Source organism: Micromonospora sp. NPDC093244, assembly GCF_040683695.1.
Lineage (GTDB): Bacteria > Actinomycetota > Actinomycetes > Mycobacteriales > Micromonosporaceae > Micromonospora.
Map to the genome: position 1 here is coordinate 552,563 of NZ_JBFBEO010000001.1, position 25,719 is coordinate 578,281.

At 73.3% G+C, this 25,719-nt stretch carries 22 protein-coding genes and 1 pseudogene; 15 read left to right on the forward strand and 8 right to left on the reverse strand.

Annotated features, from left to right (window positions below; translation table 11 throughout):
• The first annotated feature begins 14 nt into the window (after positions 1 to 14).
• The gene (locus AB0N27_RS02575) at positions 15 to 764 is read left to right on the forward strand and encodes a DUF2470 domain-containing protein (protein ID WP_364362633.1); all 750 of its coding nucleotides are present in this window, start codon (positions 15 to 17) and stop codon (positions 762 to 764) included.
• A 79-nt stretch (positions 765 to 843) separates the two neighbouring features.
• Here AB0N27_RS02575 and AB0N27_RS02580 read toward each other — a convergent pair whose 3' ends face one another.
• Positions 844 to 1,251 carry a hypothetical protein gene (locus AB0N27_RS02580; protein ID WP_364362634.1) on the reverse strand — a complete coding sequence of 136 codons (408 nt, stop codon included), beginning with the start codon at positions 1,249 to 1,251 and terminating at the stop codon, positions 844 to 846.
• A 234-nt stretch (positions 1,252 to 1,485) separates the two neighbouring features.
• Between AB0N27_RS02580 and AB0N27_RS02585 the strand changes: the two genes are divergently transcribed.
• On the forward strand, positions 1,486 to 2,469 hold the full coding sequence (locus tag AB0N27_RS02585) for an IS481 family transposase (protein ID WP_364362635.1): 984 nt from the start codon (positions 1,486 to 1,488) through the stop codon (positions 2,467 to 2,469).
• Here AB0N27_RS02585 and AB0N27_RS02590 read toward each other — a convergent pair.
• The 3 genes from AB0N27_RS02590 to AB0N27_RS02600 are packed head-to-tail and all read right to left on the reverse strand — an operon-like array spanning position 2,466 to position 4,571.
• The gene (locus AB0N27_RS02590; RefSeq protein WP_364362636.1) at positions 2,466 to 3,062 is read right to left on the reverse strand and encodes a TetR family transcriptional regulator; all 597 of its coding nucleotides are present in this window, start codon (positions 3,060 to 3,062) and stop codon (positions 2,466 to 2,468) included. The genes AB0N27_RS02585 and AB0N27_RS02590 overlap by 4 nt on opposite strands.
• A 25-nt stretch (positions 3,063 to 3,087) precedes the next feature.
• Positions 3,088 to 3,843 carry an ABC transporter permease gene (locus tag AB0N27_RS02595; RefSeq protein WP_364362637.1) on the reverse strand — a complete coding sequence of 252 codons (756 nt, stop codon included), beginning with the start codon at positions 3,841 to 3,843 and terminating at the stop codon, positions 3,088 to 3,090.
• Complete coding sequence (locus AB0N27_RS02600; protein ID WP_364362638.1) at positions 3,840 to 4,571, reverse strand: ABC transporter ATP-binding protein; 732 nt, start codon at positions 4,569 to 4,571, stop codon at positions 3,840 to 3,842. Before AB0N27_RS02600 ends, AB0N27_RS02595 begins: the two co-directional genes overlap by 4 nt.
• A gap of 596 nt (positions 4,572 to 5,167) precedes the next feature.
• Between AB0N27_RS02600 and AB0N27_RS02605 the strand changes: the two are divergent.
• From AB0N27_RS02605 to AB0N27_RS02620, 4 genes and pseudogenes are all read left to right on the forward strand, one after another.
• Positions 5,168 to 5,452 (forward strand): annotated as a pseudogene (locus AB0N27_RS02605) (phosphoribosyl-AMP cyclohydrolase); the annotation flags it as partial.
• 168 nt (positions 5,453 to 5,620) lie between these two features.
• The gene (gene hisI, locus AB0N27_RS02610; RefSeq protein ID WP_364365974.1) at positions 5,621 to 6,055 is read left to right on the forward strand and encodes a phosphoribosyl-AMP cyclohydrolase; all 435 of its coding nucleotides are present in this window, start codon (positions 5,621 to 5,623) and stop codon (positions 6,053 to 6,055) included.
• Positions 6,052 to 7,605, forward strand: coding sequence for an anthranilate synthase component I (locus AB0N27_RS02615; RefSeq protein WP_364362639.1), 1,554 nt, complete (start codon positions 6,052 to 6,054; stop codon positions 7,603 to 7,605). The genes hisI and AB0N27_RS02615 overlap by 4 nt, the downstream gene beginning before the upstream one ends.
• A gap of 55 nt (positions 7,606 to 7,660) precedes the next feature.
• Complete coding sequence (locus AB0N27_RS02620) at positions 7,661 to 8,257, forward strand: Trp biosynthesis-associated membrane protein (RefSeq protein ID WP_364362640.1); 597 nt, start codon at positions 7,661 to 7,663, stop codon at positions 8,255 to 8,257.
• Between the two features lie 19 nt (positions 8,258 to 8,276).
• On the opposite strand, the gene AB0N27_RS02625 is transcribed toward AB0N27_RS02620, so the two are convergent.
• On the reverse strand, positions 8,277 to 8,546 hold the full coding sequence (locus AB0N27_RS02625) for a hypothetical protein (RefSeq protein WP_364365977.1): 270 nt from the start codon (positions 8,544 to 8,546) through the stop codon (positions 8,277 to 8,279).
• Positions 8,547 to 9,031: 485 nt separating this feature from the next.
• Between AB0N27_RS02625 and trpC the strand changes: the two genes are divergently transcribed.
• Genes trpC through trpA form a run of 3 tightly spaced genes read left to right on the forward strand, consistent with a single transcriptional unit; the run spans position 9,032 to position 11,916 of the window.
• The gene (trpC, locus tag AB0N27_RS02630; RefSeq protein WP_334631255.1) at positions 9,032 to 9,835 is read left to right on the forward strand and encodes an indole-3-glycerol phosphate synthase TrpC; all 804 of its coding nucleotides are present in this window, start codon (positions 9,032 to 9,034) and stop codon (positions 9,833 to 9,835) included.
• Between the two features lie 37 nt (positions 9,836 to 9,872).
• A complete protein-coding gene (trpB, locus tag AB0N27_RS02635; protein ID WP_364362641.1) occupies positions 9,873 to 11,111 on the forward strand; it encodes a tryptophan synthase subunit beta in 1,239 nt (412 codons plus the stop codon).
• Position 11,112: 1 nt separating this feature from the next.
• Entirely contained in the window at positions 11,113 to 11,916 is an 804-nt protein-coding gene (trpA, locus tag AB0N27_RS02640) for a tryptophan synthase subunit alpha (RefSeq protein ID WP_364362642.1), read from the forward strand.
• Positions 11,917 to 12,010: 94 nt separating this feature from the next.
• On the opposite strand, the gene AB0N27_RS02645 is transcribed toward trpA, so the two are convergent.
• Positions 12,011 to 12,580, reverse strand: coding sequence for an NUDIX hydrolase (locus AB0N27_RS02645; protein ID WP_364362643.1), 570 nt, complete (start codon positions 12,578 to 12,580; stop codon positions 12,011 to 12,013).
• 101 nt (positions 12,581 to 12,681) lie between these two features.
• Here AB0N27_RS02645 and lgt point away from each other — a divergent pair, with 101 nt between their 5' ends.
• Together lgt and AB0N27_RS02655 are read left to right on the forward strand one after the other, a co-directional pair.
• Positions 12,682 to 13,857 carry a prolipoprotein diacylglyceryl transferase gene (gene lgt, locus AB0N27_RS02650; RefSeq protein WP_364362644.1) on the forward strand — a complete coding sequence of 392 codons (1,176 nt, stop codon included), beginning with the start codon at positions 12,682 to 12,684 and terminating at the stop codon, positions 13,855 to 13,857.
• Between the two features lie 15 nt (positions 13,858 to 13,872).
• Positions 13,873 to 15,060 (forward strand): NAD(P)/FAD-dependent oxidoreductase, encoded by a 1,188-nt coding sequence (locus AB0N27_RS02655; RefSeq protein ID WP_364362645.1) that lies wholly within the window; start codon positions 13,873 to 13,875, stop codon positions 15,058 to 15,060.
• Positions 15,061 to 15,073: 13 nt separating this feature from the next.
• On the opposite strand, the gene AB0N27_RS02660 is transcribed toward AB0N27_RS02655, so the two are convergent.
• Entirely contained in the window at positions 15,074 to 15,910 is an 837-nt protein-coding gene (locus AB0N27_RS02660) for a GNAT family N-acetyltransferase (RefSeq protein WP_364365981.1), read from the reverse strand.
• A 243-nt stretch (positions 15,911 to 16,153) separates the two neighbouring features.
• Here AB0N27_RS02660 and gltB point away from each other — a divergent pair, with 243 nt between their 5' ends.
• From gltB to AB0N27_RS02675, 3 genes are all read left to right on the forward strand, one after another.
• Positions 16,154 to 20,767, forward strand: coding sequence for a glutamate synthase large subunit (gene gltB, locus AB0N27_RS02665; protein WP_364365984.1), 4,614 nt, complete (start codon positions 16,154 to 16,156; stop codon positions 20,765 to 20,767).
• Positions 20,760 to 22,295, forward strand: a complete 1,536-nt coding sequence (locus tag AB0N27_RS02670) for a glutamate synthase subunit beta (RefSeq protein ID WP_364362646.1) — start codon at positions 20,760 to 20,762, stop codon at positions 22,293 to 22,295. The genes gltB and AB0N27_RS02670 overlap by 8 nt, the downstream gene beginning before the upstream one ends.
• A 129-nt stretch (positions 22,296 to 22,424) precedes the next feature.
• A complete protein-coding gene (locus AB0N27_RS02675) occupies positions 22,425 to 22,940 on the forward strand; it encodes a hypothetical protein (protein WP_364362647.1) in 516 nt (171 codons plus the stop codon).
• A 254-nt stretch (positions 22,941 to 23,194) separates the two neighbouring features.
• Here AB0N27_RS02675 and AB0N27_RS02680 read toward each other — a convergent pair whose 3' ends face one another.
• Complete coding sequence (locus AB0N27_RS02680) at positions 23,195 to 24,727, reverse strand: M1 family metallopeptidase (protein WP_364362648.1); 1,533 nt, start codon at positions 24,725 to 24,727, stop codon at positions 23,195 to 23,197.
• 194 nt (positions 24,728 to 24,921) lie between these two features.
• Here AB0N27_RS02680 and AB0N27_RS02685 point away from each other — a divergent pair, with 194 nt between their 5' ends.
• Entirely contained in the window at positions 24,922 to 25,719 is a 798-nt protein-coding gene (locus AB0N27_RS02685) for an SGNH/GDSL hydrolase family protein (RefSeq protein WP_364362649.1), read from the forward strand.

A 25,719-nucleotide genomic window follows, 5' to 3' on the forward strand; every position in this document is an offset into this window, starting at 1 on the left:
AAGGAGTCGCGCCCATGCGGCCCAGCCCCGCCGAGATCGTTCGTACCCTCGTCGCCGGCCGCCTGCCCGGTCTCGTCCACCTGGCCCACCGGCCCGGCCCGCACCACGCCCGGCACGTGACCGACCCGGACGGTCGGGTGCTGCTGCTGGTGCCGGTCGCCAGCCACCTGGCCGCCGCGCTGCAACCGGTGGCCGGCGGCAACGACGTCGCGGTGGTCCTGGACGTGCTCGACCTGCCTCCCGCCGCCGGTGCGCCCGCTCTGGGCCGGGCCTGGGTCTCCGGCTGGGCGGCCGAGCTGCGCGGCGACGAGGCCCGGCACGCGGCCGTCGACTTCGCCGCCGTCGACCCGACCGGTGACCTGCTCGACGTGGGCACCCGCTTCCGGCTGTACCGCTTCGAGGTGGCCGAGGTCCGCTGGGAACGCGCAGGCACCGTGCAGCGGGTCGACCCCGGGGAGTACGCCGAGGCCGAGCCGGACCCGGTGCACCCGGTCGAGGCGCGCCTGCTGGCCGACCTCGCCGAACGCGACGCCCCCGAGATGACCGACTACCTGCGTCGGCAGCTCGGGCTGACCGGGCAGACGCCGGACGGGCCACCCCGTGTGGTGCGCATCGACAGGTACGGGCTGGTGGTGGCCCTCGGCCGCGCCGGCGCCCGGCGTCGGGTCCGGCTCGCCTTCCCGCGCCCGGTGACCGACCCGGACGAGCTGGCCGGCCTGCTGCCACCGCTGCGCCGCCTGGCCGGGGCCCGACCCCGGTCCTGAGCCACCGGCCGCTGGCCGCCTACGCCGTCAGCGGGACCGGTCGCGTGTCGCGCTCAGCGGGACCGGTCGCGTGTCGCGCTCAGCGGGACCGGTCGCGTGTCGCGCTCAGCGCCCACGCCACAAGCGCCGGCTGACCGAGCAGGCGCAGCGCCCGCTTGCGGTCGGTGTCCAGCCCGAAACCGTCCCGGCGTTCGACGTACTGGGCGATGTTGCCGGGGAAGACACCGACGAAGAAGCCGGCTACCGCCCTGCCGAGCAACCGGCGGGCGGGCTGGCGCCACGTGGCCAGCAGCGCCGACCCCAGCGCGAGCTCAGCGAGACCGGACACGACCACCACCTTGTCGACGTCGACAGGCAGCCAGGAGGGCACCTGTGCCCGGAACTCCTGCCGCTTCGTCGTCAGGTGACCGACGCCGGCGCTCAGTAGGACGGCGCCGAGGGACGCCTGCCCGATGGCCTGCAGGACGGGTTTCGCCGATCGGCTCATGATCATGCTCCTGGGCTGTGTCGCGGACGGATCCTCCTACGATCTCCAACTCGACACCGTTCAACCCCGCGAACCCGCGAGCCGGCCCGTCGCGAGGCCGCCGCGACGGACGCGGCACCCGCCGGCTAGGTGTAGTGATCATGAGCGTTGTTGACACGGCGTGGCGGCTTGAGAAATGAAGAGACCTCCGGCGAGGTGGAAGTTGCGACGCTTTCACCTTGACCGGAGGTCTCTGTGCACCACCGTAACGCCCGCCTGACCGTGCACGGGCGACGCCTGCTCATCCAGCGTGTTGTCACCGACCAGCGACCGGTCGCCCACGTGGTCAAGGAACTCGGCTGCTCACGCCAGACCGGCTACAAGTGGCTGGCACGCTGGCGGGCCGAAGGCGACGCCGGTCTACACGACCGGCCCAGCAATGCCCACCGCGTCCCACACAAGACCCCACCGGCGACCGAAGCGCGGATCTGCGCCCTGCGCCAGGACCGCAAGCTCGGCCCGGCCCGGTTGGCAGCGCTGCTCGACATGCCCGCCTCGACCGTGCACGCCGTGTTGACCCGCCACAACCTGCACCGCCTCGCCTGGCTCGACCGGCCCACCGGGCAACTGATCCGCCGCTACGAACGTGACCGGCCCGGCGAACTCGTCCACGTCGACGTCAAGAAAGTCGGCCGCCTACGTGACGGCGGTGGCTGGCGGGTGCACGGCCGAGACAGCGACCAAGCCCGCCTCGCCCGCGCCGAACAAACCGCAGGACGCCGCGTCGGCTTCGAATACGTGCACGCCGCGATCGACGACCACACCCGCCTGGCCTACGCCGAAATCCACACCGACGAGAAAGCCGGGACCTGCGCCGGCTTCCTACGCCGCGCCGCCGCCCACTTCGCCGAGCACGGCATCACCCGCATCGAACGGGTAATGACCGACAACGCCTGGTCCTACCGGCGCAGCACCGCCTGGCGCGAAGCGCTCACCGACCTCGGCGCCCAAGCCCGCTACACCCGCGCCTACCGGCCCCAAACCAACGGCAAAGCCGAACGCTTCAACCGCACCATGTGCGACGAATGGATCTACGCACGGCCCTTCACCAGCAGCCAAGACCGCGCCAACGCCCTACCCGCCTGGCTCCACACCTACAACCACCACCGCGGACACACCGCCCTCGCCGGACAACCACCCATCACCCGCGTCAACAACGGTGCTGGGCGCTACAGCTAGGCCGACAGGGAGCCGGTGAGGTAGCGCTGCACGGTCGGGCCGACGGCCGCGACAAGCGTCTCCGGGTCGGCGGACGCCACTGGCTCCAGCCGCACCACGTGCCGCATCATGGCCAGGCCGATCATCTGGGTGGCCACCAGGGACCCGCGCAGCGGCAGCTGGGCCGGCTCGACGTCCAGCTGTTCGAGCACCCGACGCAGCACCTGCGTGGTGATGAACTCGCGTAGCAGCCGCGCCGTCCACTCGTTGCTCACCGCCGAGCGCAGCAGCGCCACCCCGGCGCTGCCGGCCGGAGAGTCCCAGACGCCGAGGAAGACGCGCACCATCCGCTCGCCGACGCCGTCCCGGTCACCGGCGAGCACCCTCGGCACCAGCTGACCCGGGTCCGCCGGGAAGTTCATCGCGGCCAGGAAGAGCTGGTCCTTGCTGCCGAAGTAGTGGTGCACAAGCGCCGGGTCGACCCCGGCCGTGCCGGCGATGGCGCGGATCGAGGCCGCGTCGAAGCCCCGTTCGGCGAACGCCGCCCGCGCCGCGTCGAGGATCGACTCCCGGGTGCCCGGGTTGCCGGGTCTCCGGCCCGTCCGCCGCGTCATCGCCGCCCTTCGTCCGTCCCGCCGGTCAGCCGCTGCGCCGGCGCAGGGTGGCCGCCGCGAGCACCAGCGCCAGCACCGCCGCGCCGAACACCACTGTCACGTCCCGCCACATCCTGCCGGTCGGCTCGGCGTTCGCGCCGACCTCCTGCAACGCCTCGACGGCGTACGACAGGGGGAGGGCGTCACTGAGCGCCTGGAGCCAGCCGGCCATCTGGTCGCGGGCCACGAACAGCCCGCACAGCAGCAGCTGGGGGATCACCACGACCGGCAGGAACTGTACTGCCTGGAACTCGGTGCGGGCGAAGGCGCTGCAGAACAGCCCGAGGGCGACGCCGAGCACCGCGTCGAGGACCGCGATCCCGATCACCAGCGCGCTGCTGCCGGCGGTCTCCAGGTCGAAGATCCAGTACGCGACGGCGGCGGCGACCGCCGCCTGCACCGCGGCGGCCAACCCGAACGCGATGCCGTAGCCGAACAGCAGGTCCAGCTTGCCCATCGGGGTCGTGAGCAGCCGCTCCAAAGTGCCCGAGGTGCGCTCCCGGAGCATGGCGATGCTCGTCACCAGGAACATGATCACGAAGGGGAAGATGCCGAGCATCACCAGCGCGACCCGGTCGAACGTGGAGGGTGCCCCGGGTGGGGTCGGCTGGTCGGCGTACATGAAGTAGACAAGGGTGAGCAGGACGGCCGGCACCGCCACCAGCAGCGCGATGGTGCGCCTGTCGTGCCGGAGCTGGCGCAGGATGCGCCAGGTGGTGGCGGCCAGGATGCGCGCGTTCACGAGGCGCCTCCGGCGGACGCCGCGCCGGCCCGGATCAGCCGCAGGAACGCCTCGTCGAGGTCGTCCACGCCGGCCGCGGCGCGGATCGCGGCGGGGCTGTCGTCGGCGATCAGCCGCCCCTCGCGGATCAGCAGCAGGCGGTCGCAGCGGGCCGCCTCGTCCATCACGTGGCTGGACACCAGCAGGGTGGTGCCGGCCGCCGCCATGGCGTGGAACCGGGCCCACAGGTCGGCCCGCAGCACCGGGTCCTGGCCGACGGTCGGCTCGTCGAGGATGACCAGCTCCGGGTCGCCGACCAGCGCGCAGGCGAGCGACGCGCGGCTGCGCTGGCCGCCGGAGAGGGTGGCGACCAGTTGGCCGGCCGCCGCGGCCAGCCCCACGTCGCTGACCGCCCGGTCGGCCTCGGCGCGCCCCCGCCCGTGCAGGGCCGCGAAGTAGCGGGCGTTCTCGCGCACGGTCAGGTCGGCGTAGACGCTCGGCGCCTGGGTCAGGTAACCCACCCGGTGCCGCAGCGCGGGGGCGCCGGCCGGCTGACCCAGGACGGTGATCGTCCCGGCGGTGACCACCTGCACCCCGACGACCGCGCGCAGGAAGGTCGTCTTGCCGCTGCCGCTGGGGCCGAGCAGGCCGGTGACGGCGCCCCGGGTGACATCGCAGCTGATGCCGTCCAGCACCCGCCGCCCGCCCCGGTCGACGACCAGGTCACGGACGGCTATCGCATCGTCCATCAGACACCTCCGAAAAACTCATCAACTGATGAACTCAACGCTAGATGAGATTCCGCCGCCGACGCAACGGCCGAGGCCCGGCGACCGGGGACGTCCCGTGCCGGTGGCGCTACAACGGGCAGTAGCCTTCGGACCGGACACCAGGTCCGCCATCGGGCATTGCGCGCTGATCGGACGTACGGCACGATGGCGCGGTGGGTCACGCTCCGTTACCGAACAGCGGTTTCCTCGAAGACTGGGCCGCACGGCTTCGGCAGGCCGCCGAGCGACCTGTCGTCGGCATCCTCCTGCGCGGCAGTCACGCCCGCCGGACGGCCACCGCGCACAGCGACGTCGACCTCGACGTGCTGGTCGGCGGTGCCCCGTACGCCGCCCGACGGGCGTACCTGGCCGAATCCGCAGGCCGGCTGACCCACGTGTCGGTGGCCGCCCGGGACGTCCGCTCCTGGGTGCACCGACTTGGCGAGCCCGCGGACTGGGCGTTCGGGCTGCCGGTCACCGCCCCGGCCCGGTTGCTCTGGGCCGACCCGCACTGGCGGCCCCGGATCGACCTGCCGGTGCTCTGTCAGCCGGCCGAACCACCCCGGCTCGAGGAGATGATCGCCGCGCTGGGCAAGGCCGCCGCCGCGCGGGTCGCCGACGACCGTCTCGGCGTCCGACTCGCCGTCGCCGACCTGGCCCGGCTCTGCCCGTCGGTGCTGCGCCCGGCCAACCCGTCGGTACGTGTGTTCTCCCGCCGGGCGGCCTTCGCGGCGGCCCTGGAGCTGCCCGTCGCACCGCCCAACTACCGGGAGGACATGCTGCTCTGCCTCGGGCTGCGTCCGGGCTCCGTCGGGCAGCTCTGGGCCGCCGCCGTGCGGCTTGTCGCCGGCACGCTGCCGCTGGTCCGCCCGTACGCCGAGGAGATCGCCGAGAGCGGCGGCACCGACCTGGCCGACGCCCTTGTCGACGGGCGGCTGGAGCGCTACGTCGCCCAACTGGCCCGGCCCGCCGGCCCCCGGCGGGAGCGGTCGCCGGTCCCCGCCCCGCGTGCGGGACAATTGGTCACTGTGCCCGTACCTGACCCGCCGGTAACCGGCGTCCCCAGCGATCCGAGCGGCCCGGACGCGTCCCCGCCGGCCCGTCCCTCCCGGCTCGACCCGGCCATCGCGGCCCGGCTGCGTCGCACCGCCGACGGCCTGGTCGCGGCCGTGGTCCGCGCGCACGACTCGGGCGAGGTGCTGATGGTCGCCTGGATGGACGACGAGGCGCTGCACCGCACCCTCACCACCGGCCGGGCCACCTACTGGTCGCGCAGCCGCCGCGAATACTGGGTCAAGGGCGCCACCTCCGGGCACCACCAGTACGTCCGCTCGGTCGCCCTGGACTGCGACGGCGACGCGCTGCTGGTCAGCGTCGACCAGGTCGGCGCGGCCTGCCACACCGGGCACCGGACGTGCTTCTTCACCGAGCTGCCGGTGACGGGGACGGGGTCCGGCGCATGACCGACGGCACGGTGAGCCCCGATCCGGCCACCTTCGCCGAGCTGGCCGCGCGCTGGCGGGTGGTGCCGGTCACCAGGCGGTTGCTGGCCGACGCGGAGACCCCGGTGGGCGTCTACCGCAAGCTGGCCGGCGGCCCCGGCACGTTCCTGCTGGAGTCTGCCGAACAGGGCGTCGGCTCGGCAGGCATGGCCTGGTCGCGGTACTCGTTCATCGGCGTGCGCAGCAGCGCGACCCTCGTGGAGCGGGACGGCGCGGCGGCGTGGCTCGGTGAGCCACCGGCGGGGCTGCCCACCGGAGGCGACCCGGTGCGGGTGCTCCGGGAGACCGTCGCGGCGCTCGCCGGCCCGGTCGCCGACCCCGCCGACGGGCTGCCGCCGCTGACCGGGGGCATGGTCGGCTACCTCGGCTACGACCTGGTCCGTCGCTTCGAGCGGCTGCCCGAGCTGATCGAGGACGACCTGGGTGTGCCCGAGCTGGGCATGATGCTCGCCACCGACCTGGTGGTGCTCGACCACTACGACGGCTCGGCGATCCTGGTCGCCAACGCGCTGCTGCCCCCGCTCGACGCCCCGGACCGCGCCGCGCAGGTAAGCGCCGCGTACCACCACGCGGTGGGTCGGCTGGACGCGATGACCACCGCGCTGTCCCGGCCCATCCCGCCGATGATCTCCACGGTCGAGCGTCCGCCGACCGGCGCGGTCTCCTGCCGTACGCCCGAGGGTGGCTACCCGAAGGCGGTGGAGGCGGCAAAGGAGGCGATCCGGGCCGGCGAGTGCTTCCAGATCGTGCTGTCGCAGCGGTTCGAGCGGTCCACCCACGCCGATCCGCTTGACGTCTACCGGGTGCTGCGCACCAGCAACCCGAGCCCGTACATGTACCTGCTGCGCTTCGACGGCTTCGACATCGTCGGCTCGTCGCCGGAGGCGCACCTGAAGGTCACCGCGGGCACGGACGGCAAGCGCCGGGCCCTGCTGCACCCGATCGCCGGCACCCGGCCACGCGGCGGCACCCCGGCCGACGACGCGGCGCTGGCCGCCGAACTGCTCGCCGATCCGAAGGAACGGGCCGAGCACGTGATGCTCGTCGACCTGGGCCGCAACGACCTGGGTCGGGTCTGCCAGCCGGGCAGTGTCGAGGTGCCCGAGTTCGCGACGATCGAGCGGTACAGCCACGTGATGCACATCGTCTCCACGGTGACCGGCACGCTGCGCACGGACCAGAACGCGTTCGACGCGCTCGCCGCCACCTTCCCGGCCGGCACGCTCTCCGGCGCACCGAAGGTGCGGGCCATGGAGATCATCGAGGAGTTGGAGCCGGTGCGCCGTGGCGTGTACGGCGGCACTGTCGGCTACGTCGGCTTCGGCGGCGACCTGGACATGGCGATCGCCATCCGGACCGCGCTGATCCGCGACGGCCGCGCCTACGTGCAGGCCGGCGCGGGTGTGGTCGCCGACTCGGACCCGACCGCCGAGGACCAGGAGACGCGGAACAAGGCGGCCGCCGTGCTGGCGGCGATCGCGGCAGCCGAGACGTTGCGGCCAGCCCGGTGAGCGCGAGGAGTGCAGCGCAGCGGAGCCCCGCAGTCGCGAACGAAAGGCCAGCCCGGTGAGCGCCGACGGTGGCGGGCGGTCCGGGGTGGGTCGGCGCGAGCTGACGTACGCCGTGCTGCTCTGTGTGGCGGGTGCGGGCCTGGCGCTGTGGGCGGCGACCCGGAGCTGGTCGCTGGAGCTGACCGTGCGCCCGGCGCCGCTGCCGCCGGTGCGGGATACCCGCAGTGGCGCCGCGCTGCTGCCGTGGCTTCCGGCGTTGGCCCTGGTCACGCTTGCCGGCGGTGGCGCGCTGTTGGCGACCCGGGGCCGGGTGCGGCGGCTGCTCGGCGGGCTGCTCGGTGTGCTCGGCCTGGCCGTGGCGGCCGGCGGTGGGTACGGCCTGGTCGCTGACCTGGGCGGCGCGGTGAGCCGGCAGTGGCCCGCCCTCTGCCTGCTCGGCGGCCTGCTCGCCGCCGTGGGCGGGGGGTGGACGGCGCTGCGTGGCGGTGGTTGGCCGGCGATGGGCGCGCGGTACGAGCGGCCGTCACGGACCGTCGCGGACAGCGCGCCGACGGCGCCCGGCCCGGGGGGCTCGGCCGCGCCGATGGCCGGTCGCCGGACCACCGAGGCCTGGGACGCGCTGGACCGTGGCGAGGATCCGACGGCCGGTTGAGGCCGGCCGTCGGCCGCTGTCAGCCGACCGGCTGACGGTCCCGCTGTGTCCGGCGGGCGGCGGCTCGCGCGGCGGTCAGCTCGGCCACCAGGCGGTCCAGTTCGGCACGCTTGTCGGCGCGGGCCCGGTCGGCGCAGACCGCCTCCCAGGCGTTGCCGCGCGCGGTGCGCATCCGGCCCTCACCGACCACTGCCCGTTCCAGCGTGTGCACGACACCGACGGCGAGCGACGCCACGGTCCGCGAGATGGTGGTCAGCCCGATGCTGGGGGTCGGCTCGGCAATGTTCATGGTCACCTCGCACGAGGAGTTGACGGCGGTCGGGGCAGGCGCGCCATCGAGTCTGCCCGAGGACGATGCTGACCGGCTGACGTTTCGCAGTGGTGACCGCCCGGTCAACTGTCCCGCCCCGGCCCCGACCAGGGATGGGCCGTTAGGCCTTGAGCTTGCTCACACAATCGACAGGCTTAACTGCCGTTGAGCGCCGGTCCGGGGTCGGTGGCATGATCGGGGGATCGGCTGACTCGCCGGGAGCGCCGGGCTCCCACCGTGTGACCACGATCGATGGCGGAGGTGGCGCTGCGTGACATCCCGTTCACGGCAGGTCGGCCATTATGCCGCAGCCCTTTTCGTGAGCAGCGCCATACCCCCGGCGTCCGGGGTCGGCCCCCTGCCCCTAGCATCGGCCCATGACACCCGGAGAGGGGAGTCCGTTGGTGACTGCTGAGCATGCGCACGCGGAGGGGGACGACGCCGGTCAGGCAGCGTCCGTAAGCGTGCTCGACGAGATTCTGGCAGGCGTGCGCGAGGACGTCGCCCGTCGCCAGGAGCAGGTTCCGCTGGAGCGGATCCGTGAACTGGCAGCTGCGGCGCCGCCGCCGCTCGACGCGTACGCGGCCCTGCGCAAGCCCGGCGTCGCGGTGATCGCCGAGGTGAAGCGCTCGTCGCCGTCCAAGGGCCGGCTGGCCGAGATCGCCGATCCGGCTGACCTCGCCGTCGACTACGCGGCCGGTGGCGCCCGCGCCATCAGCGTGCTGACCGAGGGGCGCTGGTTCGGCGGTTCGCTCGACGACCTGGCGGCCGTCCGGGCCGCGGTGACCGTGCCGGTGCTGCGCAAGGACTTCGTGGTCTCCAGCTACCAGATCCACGAGGCCCGCGCGCACGGCGCCGACCTGGTCCTGCTGATCGTCGCCGCCCTGGAGCAGAACGTCCTGATGGGCCTGCTCGAGCGGATCGAGTCGCTGGGCATGACCGCGCTGGTCGAGGTCCACGACGAGGAGGAGGCGGACCGGGCACTGGAGGCCGGCGCGCAGGTGATCGGGGTCAACGCCCGTGACCTGCGTACCCTGGAGGTCGACCGGTCGGTGTTCGAGCGGATCGCGCCGGGCCTGCCCAGCAGCGTCGTCAAGATCGCCGAGTCCGGCGTCCGCGGCCCGCACGACCTGATCCGGTACGCCTCGGCGGGCGCCGACGCGGTCCTCGTCGGCGAGGGCCTGGTCACCCAGAAGAGCCCGCGCGAGGCGGTCGCCGAACTGGTCAACGCCGGTAACCATCCGGCGACGCCCCGGCCGGTGCGCTGAGCCGCACCGGTGTGACGCCCCACCGAGAGGATTTCCGATGAGCGCCGACGCGCTGGCCCCGGTGGCCGGCCCGCAGCCCGACTCCGCCGGCCACTTCGGCCGCTTCGGCGGTCGGTTCGTTCCCGAGGCCCTGGTGGCCGCGCTGGACGAGCTCGACGGGGCGTGGCGTACGGCGATGGCGGACGAGTCCTTCCGGGCCGAGTTCGGCGCGCTGCTGCGTGACTACGCGGGCACGCCGTCGCTGCTCTACGAGGCCCGGCGGTTCTCCGCGAAGGTCGGCGCCCGGGTGCTGCTCAAGCGGGAGGACCTCAACCACACGGGCGCGCACAAGGTGCGCAACGTGCTGGGTCAGGCGCTGCTCACCAAGCGGATGGGCAAGACCCGGGTGATCGCCGAGACCGGCGCGGGCCAGCACGGCGTGGCCACCGCGACCGCCGCCGCCCTGTTCGACCTGGAGTGCGTGGTCTACATGGGCCAGGTCGACACCGAGCGGCAGGCGCTCAACGTGGCCCGGATGCGGATGCTCGGCGCCACGGTCGTCCCGGTCACCAACGGTTCGCGCACCCTCAAGGACGCGATGAACGAGGCGATGCGCGACTGGGTGGCGAACGTCGACGAGACGCACTACCTGATCGGCACCGCGGCGGGGCCGCACCCGTTCCCGGCGATGGTCCGTGACTTCGTCCGGGGCATCGGTGACGAGGCCCGGCAGCAGTGCCTCGACCTCACCGGAGGCCTGCCGGACGCGGTCACCGCCTGCGTCGGCGGCGGCTCCAACGCGCTCGGCATCTTCCACGCGTTCGTTCCCGACGAGGCGGTGCGGCTGTACGGCTTCGAGGCCGGCGGCGACGGTGTCGCGACCGGCCGGCACGCGGCAAGCATCACCGGCGGGTCGGCCGGGGTGCTGCACGGCACCCGCACGTACGTGCTCCAGGACGCCGACGGGCAGACGCTGGAGTCGCACTCGATCTCGGCGGGGCTGGACTACCCGGGCGTCGGGCCCGAGCACGCCTGGCTGCACGACAGCGGGCGGGCCAGCTACCTGCCGGTCACCGACGACGAGGCGATGGCCGCGTTCGAGCTGCTCTGCCGCACCGAGGGCATCATCCCGGCGATCGAGAGCGCGCACGCGCTCGCCGGCACCGTCGCCCTCGCACCGAAGCTCGCCGCCGAGCTGGGCCGGGAGCCCACCATCGTGGTCAACCTGTCCGGGCGGGGCGACAAGGACGTGCACACCGCCGGGGACTACTTCGGCATCCTCGACAAGGAGCGGTGAGATGAGCCGGATCGGGGTGGCCTTCGACAAGGCCCGGGCCGACGGACGGGCGCTGCTGGTCGGTTGCATGCCTGCCGGGTTCCCGACCGTCGAGGGCAGCATCGCGGCGATGACCGCGATGGTCGAGGCAGGCGTGGACGTCATCGAGGTCGAGATCCCGTACTCGGACCCGGTGATGGACGGGCCGGTCATCCAGAAGGCCAGTGACATCGCGCTGGCCGGGGGCGTACGCACCGCGGACACGATGCGCGTCATCGAGGCGGTGGCGGCCACCGGCGCCCCGGTGGTCACCATGACCTACTGGAATCCGGTCGAGCGGTACGGCGTGGACGTGTTCGCCCGTGACCTCGCGTCCGCCGGCGGCACCGGTCTGATCACCCCGGACCTCATCCCCGACGAGGCGGCCGAGTGGCTGGCCGCCTCGGACGCGCACGGGCTGGACCGCACGTTCCTGGTCTCCCCGTCGTCCACCGACGCCCGGTTGGCGATGACCGTCCAGCACTGCCGGGGCTTCGTCTACGCCACGGCTGTCATGGGCGTGACCGGCGCGCGGACGAACACCTCCGACGCCGCCCCGACGCTCGTCTCCCGGACCCGCGCGGTCACCGACCTGCCGGTCGGCGTCGGCCTGGGTGTGGGCACCGGTGCGCAGGCCGGAACCGTGGCCGGGTACGCCGACGGCGTGATCGTGGGCAGCGCCCTGGTCCGGTGCGTGCTCGACGCGTCGTCCGAGGCCGAGGGGTTGGCCGCGCTGCGTACGCTCAGCGCCGAGCTTGCCGAGGGCGTCCGCAACCCGGTCCGCTGAGCCGTCTCCCGCCCAGCTCGGCCTGCTGAGCTGGATGCGGCCTGGCGGTGATGCGCCGCTACCGGCGGCGGGCCGTCGGGCGGGGGCGGCGCTGTCAGGGGCGCAGGGACGGATCCGCCGTCTCGCCGCGTTGCTCCGGTGGCTGCCCGACTCCGGACCACCCGTCGTCGGCGACGCGGGCCGCTGGCGGCGCGACGCCGACGGGGCCGGGTGCCCAGGGGACGTCACGCAGGACACCGGAGCGGCCGGCCGACGCGTCGTCGACGGCTGCCCGGGTGAGCGGGGTGACCGGCTCGGGCAGCGCGGCGGGCGGATGCCAGGAGAGTCGGCAACCAGGTGGTGGGTCGGCGGCGGGCCGGACACCTGCCACCCGCGCCCGGAACACGTGCACCAGGACGTCCGGCAGCGGCCCGGCCCGCCCTGCCGGCGCGGTACCCGTGCCCGGCGCGGCCAGGTGGTAGACACCGACCAGGTCGACCAGCTCGATCTCCCAGCCGGTCTCGGCGCGGATGTCGCGCAGCGCGGCGGGCACCGGGCTCTGCGCCGGACGTAGCCGCCCGCCGGGCAGGGCGTACCGTCGCTCACCCCGACCCTGGCGGCAGAGCAGCACCCGTCCGGTGTCGTCGGTGACGACCGCGGCGACCGCCCAGGTGAGCGCGCTCATGGACAAAGAGCCTACGGCGGTGCAAACCAGAAGTCACCGGCTTGCCGGTAGGGCGGCCCGGGGTGCCGCTTCGGGGGTGCGCAGCGGTAGCGTGTGCACCCGTGACCTACGCCTCGCTGTCCCCCCAGGCGGCCCTGCCCAGTCCCAGCACCGCTGTCTGGCAGCTCGGGCCGGTCCCGATCCGGGCGTACGCGCTGTGCATCATCGCCGGCATCGTGCTGGCCTGCTGGGTGACCGAGCGTCGGCTGCGTCAGCGCGGCGTCGCCCCCGGCGCGGTGCTCGACATCGCCGTCTGGGCGGTGCCCGCAGGCATCATCGGCGCCCGGATCTACCACGTGATCACCTCCCCGGAGAAGTACTTCGGCGCGGGCGGCGACCCGATGAAGGCGTTCGCCATCTGGGAGGGTGGTCTCGGCATCTGGGGCGCGGTCGCCGGCGGCGCGGTGGGCGCCTTCATCGCAGCCCGGCAGCTCGGCATCCCGTTCGGTGTGGTGGCCGACGCCCTGGCCCCCGGTCTGCCGCTGGCGCAGGCGGTCGGTCGCCTCGGCAACTGGTTCAACAACGAGTTGTTCGGTGGCCGGACCACCCTGCCGTGGGGTCTGGAGATCCACCGGATGGACCCGGACAATCCCGGGCACGCGCTGCGCGACGACGCCGGTCAGTCGATCCTCGAACCGGGCCTCTACCAGCCGACCTTCCTGTACGAGGCGCTGTGGAACCTCGGCGTGGTGGCACTGGTCCTGGTCCTCGACCGTCGGCTGAAGCTCGGCCGTGGTCGGGCGTTCGCCCTGTACGTGATGGGCTACACCGCAGGCCGGTTCTGGATCGAGCTGATGCGCGCCGACGAGGCGAACCGGATCCTCGGCGTACGCCTCAACGTCTGGACCGCGGCCCTGGTCTTCCTCGGTGCGTTGATCTACTTCGTCCGGGTGCGCGGCCCCCAGGAGTTCCTGATCCCGCTCGGTGCGGCGGCGACGCCGGCGCCGACCGGCACGTCCGACCTGTCCCAGGTCGACCTCTCCGCGCGGGAGGCCTCGGCGCGCACCGCCGCCCCCGAGGGGTACGAGGTGGTCAGCGAAGAGCAGTACCACGCCTGGCGGGACAGCGGTGTCCTGCCGGCCGGGTCCGCCGGTGACGACGACCGCCCGGCCGACGAGTCGGTCGACGCGGCCGACGACACCGCCTCGACCGGGGACCAGGCGGGGGACGGTACGCCGCAGACCCGCGACGACCGGGCCGACGCCACAGGCGCGCGTCCCGCCGACCGGGACAGCTGAGCGGGGGCGGCACCGATGCGAAGCGCGGTGGTGGTCGGCGCCGGAGTCGGTGGTCTCGCGGTCACCAGCGCGCTGGCGCGTTCCGGCTGGCAGGTCACCCTGTTGGAGCGGGCCGAGCGGGTACGCCCCGAGCCGACCGCCGTGGTGCTGTGGCCCAACGGCGTACGCGCCCTTCAGGCACTGGGCCTCGGCGCGGGCCTGGCCGCCATCGCCACCCCGCTGCCCGACGGCGGGGTCCGCCGGCCGGACGGGCACTGGCTGGTGCAGCCCCGCCCCGTCCCGGCCGACCGGATGCCTGTGGTGGTGCACCGCGAGGATCTGCACGACACGCTGATCGCCGGGCTCGGCGACCGGGTGGAGCTGCGCACCGGGGTGACAGTGCGACACGTCCGGGTCGAGCCGGGCCAGCGACCGGCGGTCAGCGACGGCCGGCACACCATCGAGGCCGACCTGGTGGTCGCCGCCGACGGCACGGACAGCGGCATCCGCCGCCAGCTCGCCCCCGAGTCCGGGGTGGTCAGCTCCGGCTGCGCCGCCTGGCGGGCAGTCATTCCCTGGTACCGGGCGCCCCGGCTGCCCGCCGACCAGCCGGTCGCCGGTGAGGTCCTCGGCGCGGGCTACCGGTTCGTGGCCGCCTCGCTCGGCGAGCGCGGCTCGTCCGGCGGCTCCAGCAGGGGCGGCATCTATTGGGTGGCCACCGCTGCCGGAGCGCCCCGCCCGGAACCGCCCGAGACGCAGTTGGCGCTGCTGCGCCGCTGGTACGCGGGCTGGCCCGAGCCGATCGGCGCGCTGCTCGAGGCCACCGACCCCGGTGACCTGGTCCAGCAGGAGGTCCGCGAGCTGCGTCCGCTGCCCCGCGCGTACGGCTTCCCGGTCGGCCCTGGCGGCGTGGTGCTGCTCGGTGACGCGGCGCACGCCATGCCGCCGCACCTCGGGCAGGGCGCCTGCCTCGCCTTCGAGGACGCCGCCACGCTCGCCTCCCTGCTGCGCGAGGCCCGGCTGCCCGACGCCGTGCAGGCGTACGACCGGGTGCGTCGGCCACGGGCGGCGACAGTGGTCCGGCAGACCCGACGCATGTCGGCGGTGCTCCAGGCGCGCGGTCGGTTGGCGTTGCGGGCCCGTGACGCCGCCCTCGGCACGATCAACTCGCGTCTGCTCTCCAGCGCCGCGGCCTCGGCCGCGCAGTGGCGGCCCCCGGCGTGACCCGCGCCGCCGGTCAGCCGATCAGGGCGGCGGGCTCGGCGATGCAGGCGGTGCCGACGCGGCGGAAGCCGACCCGCAGGTAGACGCGGGCGATCTCGTCGCTGCCGGCGGAGAGGAAGACCAGTTCGGTGCCGGCGGCGAGCAGTTCCCGGGCCAGGGTGGCGGTCACCGCGGCGCCCAGACCACGCCGCCGGGCGGCCGGCAGGGTCGCCACACCGGCGATCTCCGCGACGTCGTCGACACGCATCGCCATCCCGCTGGCCAGGGCACCCTCGGTGACCGTGCAGGCCAGCGCGGAGATCCGTCGGCCGTCGGCGATGCGGACCCGTTCCTCGTCCAGCGCGGCCAACTCCAGCCCGGTGACCGCGGCGTCCCGCTCGGCCGGGCCGGCCTCGCCGCGCGCGGTGCCGGCGGCGGCGAACGCCACGGCCGCGACGGCCCGCCGGGCGGCCACGTCGGCGGCGAAGTCGGGCGAGTCCGCCGCCAGCACCCGCACCGGTACGTCGGAGAGCGTCGCCGGGTCGGGCAGGGCTGCCGGGTCGAGCACCATCAGCGGTGCCTCCAGCACGTTCAGCCCCGCCGAGCGGGCCACCGCGAGCAGTTGCGGGGTGGTCTCGTGCACCCATTCGAAGGCTTCCGGGAGGCCCAGTTCCCGTTGCCGTTCGCGTACGGCTGTCACGTCGGCGAGCGACGGCGGTTCGGTGGCGTCGAGGCGGGGGCGGGCGTAGAACGGCCAACCGGCGCCTTCGCGGACGAACAACACCAGCCCGCCGTACTCCTGCGCAAGGGCGACGTCGCGGGGCACCGCGTCGTAGAAGCGTTCCAACCGGTCGAAGACGTCCTGATGCAGCGGATCCACCGCGCGAGACTACACGTCCCAGAGTCTGGACGGTGTGATCAATCTTGACTGGCCTTGCGGCCGCAGCCCTAACGTAGACTCAATAGACCCACGGGCCGACGTCGTCCCCACCATGATCCAACCTGAGTGACGACAGGAGGCCCGGTGGCTCAGCCGTACCCGCACAAGTCACAGCCGTACCCGCTCAGCCCGCAGGCGTCCCCGACGCCCGACCCCCGCCCGTCCGCCCAGGGCCTGTACGACCCGGCGCAGGAGCACGACGCCTGCGGGGTGGCCTTCGTGGCGGACCTGCACGGTCGGCGTTCGCACGCGGTCGTCGCCAACGGGCTCGGCGCGCTCTGCCGGCTGGACCACCGGGGCGCCCGAGGCGCGGAGCCCAACACCGGCGACGGCGCGGGCATCATGATCCAGGTCCCGGACGCGTTCCTGCGCGCGGTGGCCGGTGTCACGCTGCCCCCGGCCGGTGAGTACGCGACCGGTCTGGTGTTCCTCCCCGACGACGACGCCGCCGAGGCCCGCGCCCGCCGCGTCGTCGAGAAGTACGCGCTTGTCGAGGGTGCTGACCTCCTCGGCTGGCGGGACGTGCCGATCGACCCGCGGGAGCTCGGCGAGACCGCCCTGGCGGCGATGCCCCGGGTCCGGCAGGTCTTCGTGGCCGCGCGTCGGCTCACCGACTCGCCGGCCGGTCGGGCCGGCTCCGCCCTGAGCGGCATCGACCTGGACCGGGTGGCGTTCTGCCTGCGTAAGCAGGCCGAGCGGGAGACCGCCGAGCGGGGCGTGCCTGCGTACTTCCCGTCGCTGTCCAGCCGCACGATGGTCTACAAGGGGATGCTCACCCCCGACCAGCTGCCGGCGTTCTACCCGGATCTGCGCGACGAGCGGGTGGACAGCGCCATCGCGCTTGTGCACTCCCGCTTCTCCACGAACACGTTCCCGTCCTGGCCGTTGGCGCACCCGTACCGGTTCATCGCCCACAACGGCGAGATCAACACGATCCGGGGCAACCGCAACTGGATGCAGGCTCGGGAGGCGCTGCTGCGCTCGCCGAACGTCCCGGGCAACATCCGCCGGGTCTTCCCCGTCTGCACGCCAGGCGCCTCCGACTCGGCGAACTTCGACGAGGTGCTGGAGCTGCTGCACCTGGCGGGGCGGAGCCTGCCGCACGCGGTGCTCATGATGATCCCCGAGGCGTGGGAGAACGACCCCGGCATGCAGCCGGACAAGCGGGCGTTCTACCGCTTCCACGCGAGCCTCATGGAGCCGTGGGACGGGCCCGCGTCGGTGGCGTTCACCGACGGCGAGATCGTCGGCGCGGTGCTGGACCGCAACGGGCTGCGTCCGGGGCGCTGGTGGCAGACCGACGACGGTCTGGTCGTGCTGGGCTCCGAGGCCGGCGTTCTCGACCTCGACCCGGCCCACGTGGTCGCCAAGGGGCGGCTCCAGCCGGGGAAGATGTTCCTCGTCGACACCGTCGCAGGGCGGATCGTGCACGACGAGGAGATCAAGTCCGAGTTGGCCGCCGCGCAGCCGTACGGCGAGTGGCTGCACGCCGGGCTGATCGAGCTGGACGACCTGCCGGCCCGCGAGCACACCGTCTACACCCACGATTCGGTACGCCGCCGCCAGCAGACCTTCGGCTACACGCAGGAGGAGCTGAAGATCCTGCTCGCGCCGATGGCGCGTACCGGCGCGGAGCCGCTGGGCTCGATGGGCACGGACACCCCGATCGCGCCGCTGTCCACCCGGCCGCGGCTGCTCTACGACTACTTCCACCAGCTCTTCGCCCAGGTCACCAACCCGCCGTTGGACGCCATCCGCGAGGAGCTGGTGACCAGCCTGGCGTCGACGATCGGGCCGGAGGGCAACCTGCTCGACCCGGGGGCGGCGAGCTGTCGGCAGATCGTGCTGCCACACCCGATCATCGACAACGACGAGCTGGCGAAGATCCTCTCCATCGACGAGGACGGTGACCTGCCCGGCTTCAAGGCGGTCCGGGTCTCCGGCCTGTACCGCATCCGCGAGGGCGCCGCAGGCATCAAGGCGCGGCTGACCGAGATCTGCCGGCACGTCTCCGAGGCGATCGAGGACGGCGTCCGCATCCTGGTGCTCTCCGACCGGGACTCCAACGCCGACCTGGCGCCGATCCCGTCGCTGCTGCTCACCGCCGCCGTGCACCAGCACCTGGTGCGGGAGCAGACCCGCACCCAGGCGGCGCTCATCGTGGAGTCCGGCGACTGCCGGGAGGTGCACCACGCGGCGGTCCTGATCGGGTACGGCGCGGCGGCTGTCAACCCGTACCTGGCGTTCGAGTCGGTGGAGGACATGATCTCCACCGGCGCGCTCGCCGGGGTGGAGCCGGCCGGCGCGGTGCGCAACTACGCCAAGGCGCTCGGCAAGGGCGTCCTGAAGATCATGTCGAAGATGGGCATCTCGACGGTTTCGTCGTACTGCGGCGCGCAGGTCTTCGAGGCGGTCGGGCTGGACAGCCGGCTCATCGACCGCTACTTCCGGGGCACGCCCAGCCGGATCGGCGGGGTGGGGCTGGCCGGTGTACACGCCGAGGTGGCCGCCCGGCACGCGTTGGCCTGGCCGCCGTCCGGCGCCGCTGCCTCGGACCGGCTGGAGGTCGGCGGCGAGTACCAGTGGCGCCGCGAGGGCGAGCTGCACCTGTTCAACCCGGAGACGGTCTTCCTGCTCCAGCACGCCACCCGCAGTCGGCAGTACGACGTGTTCCGGCAGTACACGTCCAAGGTGGACGCACTCGCCGCGCAGGCCGGCTCGCTGCGCGGGCTGTTCACCCTGCGCACCGGGGTCCGCCCGGCGGTACCCCTGGACGAGGTCGAGCCGGCCTCCGAGATCGTCAAGCGGTTCGCCACAGGCGCCATGTCGTACGGGTCGATCTCCGCCGAGGCGCACGAGACGCTCGCGATCGCCATGAACCGCCTCGGCGGCAAGTCCAACACCGGTGAGGGCGGCGAGGACGTCGAGCGCCTGCACGACCCGGTACGCCGTTCGGCGGTCAAGCAGATCGCCAGCGGCCGGTTCGGTGTGACGAGCGAATACCTGGTCAACGCCGACGACCTCCAGATCAAGATGGCGCAGGGCGCGAAGCCCGGCGAGGGCGGCCAACTGCCCGGCAACAAGGTGTGGCCGTGGATCGCACGGACCCGGCACGCCACGCCGGGCGTGGGCCTGATCTCCCCGCCGCCGCACCACGACATCTACTCGATCGAGGACCTGGCGCAGCTCGTCCACGACCTGAAGTGCGTCAATCCGGCCGCCCGGGTGCACGTCAAGCTGGTCAGCGAGGTGGGTGTCGGCACGGTAGCTGCCGGCGTGGCCAAGCTGAAGGCCGACGTCATCCTCATCTCCGGGCACGACGGCGGCACCGGCGCGTCCCCGCTGAACTCGCTCAAGCACGCCGGCACCCCGTGGGAGCTGGGGCTGGCCGAGGCCCAGCAGACGTTGCTGCTCAACAAGCTGCGCGACCGGGTCACCGTGCAGGTCGACGGTCAGCTCAAGACCGGCCGGGACGTGCTGATCGCGGCGTTGCTCGGCGCGGAGGAGTTCGGCTTCGCGACCGCGCCGCTCATCGTCGAGGGCTGCGTGATGATGCGGGTGTGTCACCTGGACACCTGCCCGGTCGGCATCGCCACCCAGAACCCGGTGCTGCGGGAGCGGTTCACAGGTAAGCCGGAGTTCGTGGAGAACTTCTTCCTGTTCCTCGCCGAGGAGGTCCGGGGCTACCTGGCCGAGCTGGGCTTCCGGTCCATCGAGGAGGTCATCGGGCAGTCCGAGCTGCTCGACGTCGCCCCGGCGGTGGCGCACTGGAAGGCGCACGGTTTGGACCTGGCGCCCGTCCTGCACCTGCCCGAGCTGCCGGCCGGCGCGGTCCGGCGCGGGGTACGGGCGCAGGACCACGGCCTGGAGCACGCCCTGGACAACGAGCTGATCGCGCTGGCGCGTCCGGCGCTGTCCGGGAGCGCGCCGGTGCGGGTCGAGGTGGCGGTGCGCAACGAGCACCGCAGCGTCGGCGCGATGCTGGGCGGGGAGGTGACCCGCCGCTTCGGGGGCGCCGGCCTGCCCGAGGACACCATCGAGTTCGTGCTGCACGGCACGGCCGGGCAGTCGTTCGGCGCGTTCCTGCCGCGCGGGGTGACGCTGCGGCTGCACGGCGACGCCAACGACTACGTGGGCAAGGGCCTCTCCGGTGGCCGCCTGATCGTCCGTCCGGACGCCGCCGCGCCGTTCCTCGACGCGGACGCCGGGCCCGGCCAGCGCGCGGAGGATCAGATCATCGCCGGCAACACCATTCTGTACGGGGCCACCGCGGGCGAGGTCTTCCTGCGCGGCCGGGTGGGGGAGCGGTTCGCGGTGCGCAACTCCGGCGCGGTCGCCGTGGTCGAGGGTGTCGGCGACCACGGCTGCGAGTACATGACCGGCGGCACGGTGGTGGTGCTCGGCGCGACCGGCCGCAACTTCGCCGCCGGCATGTCCGGCGGGATGGCGTTCGTGCACCGTCTGGACCGTTCCCGGGTCAACGGGGAGCTGGTCGACCTGGCGCCGCTGGGCGAGCAGGAGCAGACGCTGCTGCACGAGCTGGTCCAGCGGCACGTGGCCGAGACCGGCTCGGCGGTCGCCGAGGAGCTGCTCAAGCGGTGGCCGGAGGCGGTGGCCGAGTTCACCGCCGTGGTGCCCCGCGACTACCGCCGGGTGCTGGAGATCATGCGGGCCGCCGAAGCCGCCGGCCACGACGTCGACGACGCGGTGATGGGCGCGCTCAGCGCGCCCGCCGCGCCCGTGCCGCCCGCCCCGCGGGTGGCGGCCCAGGAGGTGGCTCGTGCCTGACCCGAACGGTTTCCTGCGCTACGACCGGCGGCTGCCGGCCCGCCGCCCGGTGCCGGTGCGGATCAGCGACTGGCGCGAGGTGTACCCGCCGGCCGGCGAGGACCTCGTCCGCGAGCAGGCCACCCGCTGCATGGACTGCGGCATCCCGTTCTGCCACGACGGCTGCCCGCTTGGCAATCGCATCCCGGACTGGAACGACCTGGTCCGCACCGGCAACTGGGACGCCGCGGTGGAGTCGCTGCACGCCACGAACAACTTCCCGGAGTTCACCGGCCGGCTCTGCCCGGCGCCCTGTGAGGCGGCCTGCGTGCTGGGCATCGCCGGCGGTCAGCCGGTGACCATCAAGCAGGTCGAGGTGGAGATCGCCGACGCGGCGGCGGCGCGCGGGTTCACCCCGCGTCCCGTACCGGCGCCGTCGGGCCGGTCGGTCGCCGTCGTCGGTTCCGGGCCCGCCGGCCTGGCCGCCGCCCAGCAACTGGCCCGCGCCGGTCACGCGGTGACCGTGTACGAGCGCGACGACGCGATAGGTGGCCTGCTCCGGTACGGCATCCCCGACTTCAAGTTGGAGAAGCGGCACATCGACGCCCGGCTGGCCCAGCTCTCCGCCGAGGGGGTGCGCTTCCGGACCGGGGTGAACGTCGGGGTGGACGTGACCGCCGAGCAGTTGCGCGCCGAGCACGACGCGGTGCTGCTGGCCTGCGGGGCGTTGCAGGGCCGGGACACTCCGGAGACCCCGGGGCGGGCGCTGCGGGGCGTACACCAGGCCATGGCGCATCTGGTCGCGGCCAACCGCGCGGTGGCCACGTCGGCCACCGACGAGCCGGGCGTCGCGGTGACAGGCGAGGGGCGGCCGGGGCGGGCGGTGCTGCCGGACGGCACACCCATCGACGCGGCCGGCAAGCATGTGGTGATCATCGGCGGTGGGGACACCGCGGCGGACTGCCTCGGCGTCGCGCACCGGCAGGGCGCCGCAGGCGTGCACCAGCTCGACCTGTACCCGCAGCCGCCGACCGAGCGCGACGAGGCACGGGACCCGTGGCCGACCTGGCCGTGGGTTCTGCGCAGCTACCCGGCACACGAGGAGGGCGGCGAACGGGTCTTCGCCGTGGCGGTGCAGGAGTTCGTGGACGACGGCACCGGCCAGGTGCGGGCGGTGCGGATCGCCGAGGTGACAGTCGAGAAGCGTGACGGCAGGCGCATCGTCACAGTCGTGCCCGGCTCGGAGCGGGAGCTTCCGGCGGATCTGGTGCTGCTGGCGATCGGTTTCGAGGGCACCGAGCAGCAGCCACTGCTGGCGCAGTTCGGGGTGACCCGCAACCCTCGGGGCGCGGTGGACGCCCGCGACGACTGGCAGACCGACGCCGACGGGGTGTTCGTGGCGGGTGACATGCACCGCGGAGCCTCGCTGATCGTCTGGGCCATCGCCGAGGGGCGTGCGGCGGCCGCCGCGATCCACGGCTACCTCGGGGGCGCCGGGGTGCTGCCCGCGCCGGTCGGCCCGGCCGCGCAGCCGCTCGCCGTGCGTTGAGGGTGTCCGGAACGGCCCGGCCGGCGTGGCGGTCACCCGCCCCGCCGGCCGGACGGGCACCGCGTCACTGAGACAGCGGTCACCGGTCGGCGGACCAACCGGCACGAAGATCATCGTTACGCTGCGGTCATGGACATCGAAGAGCGGCTACGACGGACCCGTCGGTGGCTGTGGGTCGTGCTGATCGGGCTCTTCCTGAGCGGGGCGACGGCGTTCCCGCTGGAGATCGAGGTGCGGTGGCTGCTGCGCGCACTGGACCCGCTCGCGGGTCAGCTGCCGGCGCTCGTCGCCTGGATCGAGCGGGTCCACACCGGACTGGTGGCGGCGGGCAGGGACTACCCGTTCCTGCTCTACGGCACCGACTGGCTGGCCTTCGCCCACCTGGTGCTGGCGGTGGCGTTCTGGGGGCCGCTGCGGGACCCGGTGCGCAACGTGTGGGTGGTGCAGGTCGGCATGATCGCCTGCGCGGGGATCGTCCCGCTGGCGGTGATCTGCGGACCGATCCGGGACATCCCCTGGTTCTGGACGCTCGTCGACCTGTCCTTCGCGGTCGGGGCATTCCCGCCGCTCTGGTTCGCCTACCGGCACATCCGGGTCGTGGAAGCGAGCACGGCCGCGGCGACAGGCGTCCCAGCGACTCCGTGACCGGACCTCTCCAGGCCCGTGGCCGGGTGGGTGAAACCAGCCGGCGACGACCTGCGGGAGGGCAACAGCCCTCCGACGGTCCCTGTCGAGCTGCCCCAGATATGGGCCGCCGTCATCGCCCCATTTCTGGGGCAGCTCGACAGGCAAGCACCGAAGTGGTCGGTCGCCGGTCCGCGTACCGCGAGAACGCGGGACGCCGGCGCACCGGAATGGCCCGCCGCAGGAAGGCGGGCCATTCCGTCCACTCCGGACGCCTAGTGCGACATCAGTTCGTGGGCCTCGCGGATCTTCGCCCAGGACTTCGGCTCCGTTGGCGGGGCCGCCTTACGTGCGGCGGTGGCCACGTCCGGCCGGCCGGCGGTGAACAGCCAGGTGGTGAACAGCTCGTCCAGGTCCAGGCCGGAGATGTCTTCGGCGAGGGCCTGGAACTGTGCGGTCGTGCCGTTGCCGTACCGGTGCGCGGTGGTCCAGGCGGGCAGGATCTCGAAGAACGCGTCGTCACCGACCGCCAGTCGCAACTGGTGCAGGGCCATCGCCCCCCGGTCGTAGACGGCGCCGTCGAAGACCCGGGCGGCACCCGGGTCACCGGGCAGCACCTGCCAGAAGTCGTCGTCGGCCGGGTAGCTGCCGTAGGTGAAGTCGAACAGCTCCTGGGCGGTGCCCTCACCCTGCTCCTCGGACCACAGCCACTCGGCGTACGAGGCGAAGCCCTCGTTGAGCCAGACGTTGCGCCACTCGGCCACCGAGACGGAGTCACCGAACCACTGGTGGGCGTTCTCGTGCACCACCACGTACGTGTTGGCGCCGCGCCGCCAGAAGCCCGGGCCGTACACCGGTCGGGTCTGGGTCTCCAACGCGAACCCGATGCCGTCGACCGGCCCGGCCACGCCGCCCTGCGCCTCGAACGGGTACGGGCCGAAGACTCCGCTCTCCCAGTCGATGATCTCGGCGGTCCGCTCGATGCTGGCCCGCGCGGCCGGACGCAGCGCGCCCAACGAGGTGCTGTACGCGTTGATCACCGGCTGGCCGCCGGGCGTGGTGTCGGTGACGATGTCGTACTGGCCGATGGCCATGAAGGCCAGGTAGGTGGCCGTGGGGGAGGTGGTCCGCCAGATCCACCGGGTGCGGTTGCCGGCCTCGGCGATCGGCTGCCGGGGCTGCACGCCGTTGCTGATCACCTCGACGCCGGTGGGTACCGACACGGAGATGTCGAAGGTGGCCTTGTCCAGTGGGTGGTCGTTGCTCGGGAACCACCACCACGCCGACTCGGGCTCGTTGACGGCGAGCGCACCGTCGGCGGTGCGCGTCCAGCCGGTGTAGCCGCCGACAAGGGTCTGCGACGGGACGCCGGCGTAGCGCACCACGATGGTGAGCTGCTGGCCGCGGGTGATGGTGCGGGCCGGTGTGACCACCAGCTCGTGCACACCAGCGGTGCTGGTGCTCGCCTCCCAGCCGTTGACCCGCACCGACTCGACGTCGAGCAGGAAGTCCAGGTTGAACGACGAGAGGTCCTGTGTGGCGGTGGCGAGGATGGTGGTGGTGCCGGTGAGCCGGTCGGTGGCCGGTTCGTAGCGCAGCCGGACGTCGTAGTGCTCGACGTCGTAGCCGCCGTTGCCGTAGTCGGGGAAGTAGGTGTCGCCCAGGCCGGGCGCGCCGGGTTGCGGCGCGGCGGTGACGGTGGGTCGGCCCCAGGCCGTCGGGGCGGCCTGGCCGGGGGTGCCGGCGAGCATGGTGCCGGCGGTGGTGAGGGTCAGGGCGGCGGTGGCCGCCGTGAGGACTCGTCGCACGAGGTGGACTCCCTCCATCGGGGTTGTACGCCCGTCAACCTAATCGACAATTGTGAGCATCGCTGCCTCGCGGGGCATCGTGTCGAGCTATTCCCTTGATCTACGTGTTTCGATAGCATTACCGACTAGTAACAAACCCTGGCCACGCGCGCGGTCGCAGGATCCCACCACCCCCTGTCCTGTGGAGGTCCGTCATGCCCCACCGCCCGCTGGCCCGCGCCCTGGCCGCGCTCGTCGCCGCGTTCACCGCCGCCCTCGGCGCCGTGCTCGTCCCCGGCACCGCCCAGGCCGCCGCCGTCACCTACGTCGCGCTCGGCGACTCGTACTCCTCGGGTGTCGGCGCCGGCCCGTACGACACGTCCGGTTGCCTGCGCAGCCAGAAGTCGTACGCCCCGCTCTGGGCAGCCGCCCACGGCGTCACCAGCTTCACCTTCCGGGCCTGCGGCGGTGCGGTCACCGCCGACGTTCTCAACGACCAGGTCAACGCGCTCAGCGCCAGCACCACACTCGTCACCATCACCATCGGCGGGAACGACGCCGGCTTCGTCAACGTCATCACCAGTTGCCGGTTCGGCAGCACCTCGTCCTGCACCAACGCCGTCAACACCGCCAAGTCGTTCGCCACCTCGACGCTGCCGGCCCGGCTCGACGCCACGTACGCCGCCATCCGCAACCGGGCGCCGAACGCCCGGCTGATCGTGCTCGGCTACCCGCGGCTGTTCGAGACGACGTCCTGCGGCTTGCTGGCCATGAGCACCTACAAGCGCACCATCCTCAACGAGGCCGCCGACGTGCTCGCCTCGGTGACCTCCGCCCGCGCCAGGGCGGCCGGCGCCACCTTCGCCGACACCCGGTCCACCTTCGCCGGGCACGGCGTCTGCGCCGGTGACCCCTGGATCAACGACATCTCCGGGATCATCGAGGCGTACCACCCGGACGCCGACGGCTACCGCTACGGATACCTGCCGGCGCTGAACGCCGTCACCGGCTGA

Excerpts from the sequence above, each read along its gene's own strand:
- AB0N27_RS02590 (WP_364362636.1), bottom strand. The coding sequence starts at position 3,062 with ATGACGCGGCGGACGGGCCGGAGACCCGGCAACCCGGGCACCCGGGAG.
- AB0N27_RS02625 (WP_364365977.1), bottom strand. The coding sequence starts at position 8,546 with ATGAACATTGCCGAGCCGACCCCCAGCATCGGGCTGACCACCATCTCG.
- AB0N27_RS02685 (WP_364362649.1), top strand. The coding sequence starts at position 24,922 with ATGCCCCACCGCCCGCTGGCCCGCGCCCTGGCCGCGCTCGTCGCCGCG.
- AB0N27_RS02600 (WP_364362638.1), bottom strand. The coding sequence starts at position 4,571 with ATGGACGATGCGATAGCCGTCCGTGACCTGGTCGTCGACCGGGGCGGG.
- trpB (WP_364362641.1), top strand. The coding sequence starts at position 9,873 with ATGAGCGCCGACGCGCTGGCCCCGGTGGCCGGCCCGCAGCCCGACTCC.
- AB0N27_RS02575 (WP_364362633.1), top strand. The coding sequence starts at position 15 with ATGCGGCCCAGCCCCGCCGAGATCGTTCGTACCCTCGTCGCCGGCCGC.
- trpA (WP_364362642.1), top strand. The coding sequence starts at position 11,113 with ATGAGCCGGATCGGGGTGGCCTTCGACAAGGCCCGGGCCGACGGACGG.
- AB0N27_RS02645 (WP_364362643.1), bottom strand. The coding sequence starts at position 12,580 with ATGAGCGCGCTCACCTGGGCGGTCGCCGCGGTCGTCACCGACGACACC.
- AB0N27_RS02580 (WP_364362634.1), bottom strand. The coding sequence starts at position 1,251 with ATGAGCCGATCGGCGAAACCCGTCCTGCAGGCCATCGGGCAGGCGTCC.
- AB0N27_RS02655 (WP_364362645.1), top strand. The coding sequence starts at position 13,873 with ATGCGAAGCGCGGTGGTGGTCGGCGCCGGAGTCGGTGGTCTCGCGGTC.
- AB0N27_RS02615 (WP_364362639.1), top strand. The coding sequence starts at position 6,052 with ATGACCGACGGCACGGTGAGCCCCGATCCGGCCACCTTCGCCGAGCTG.
- AB0N27_RS02675 (WP_364362647.1), top strand. The coding sequence starts at position 22,425 with ATGGACATCGAAGAGCGGCTACGACGGACCCGTCGGTGGCTGTGGGTC.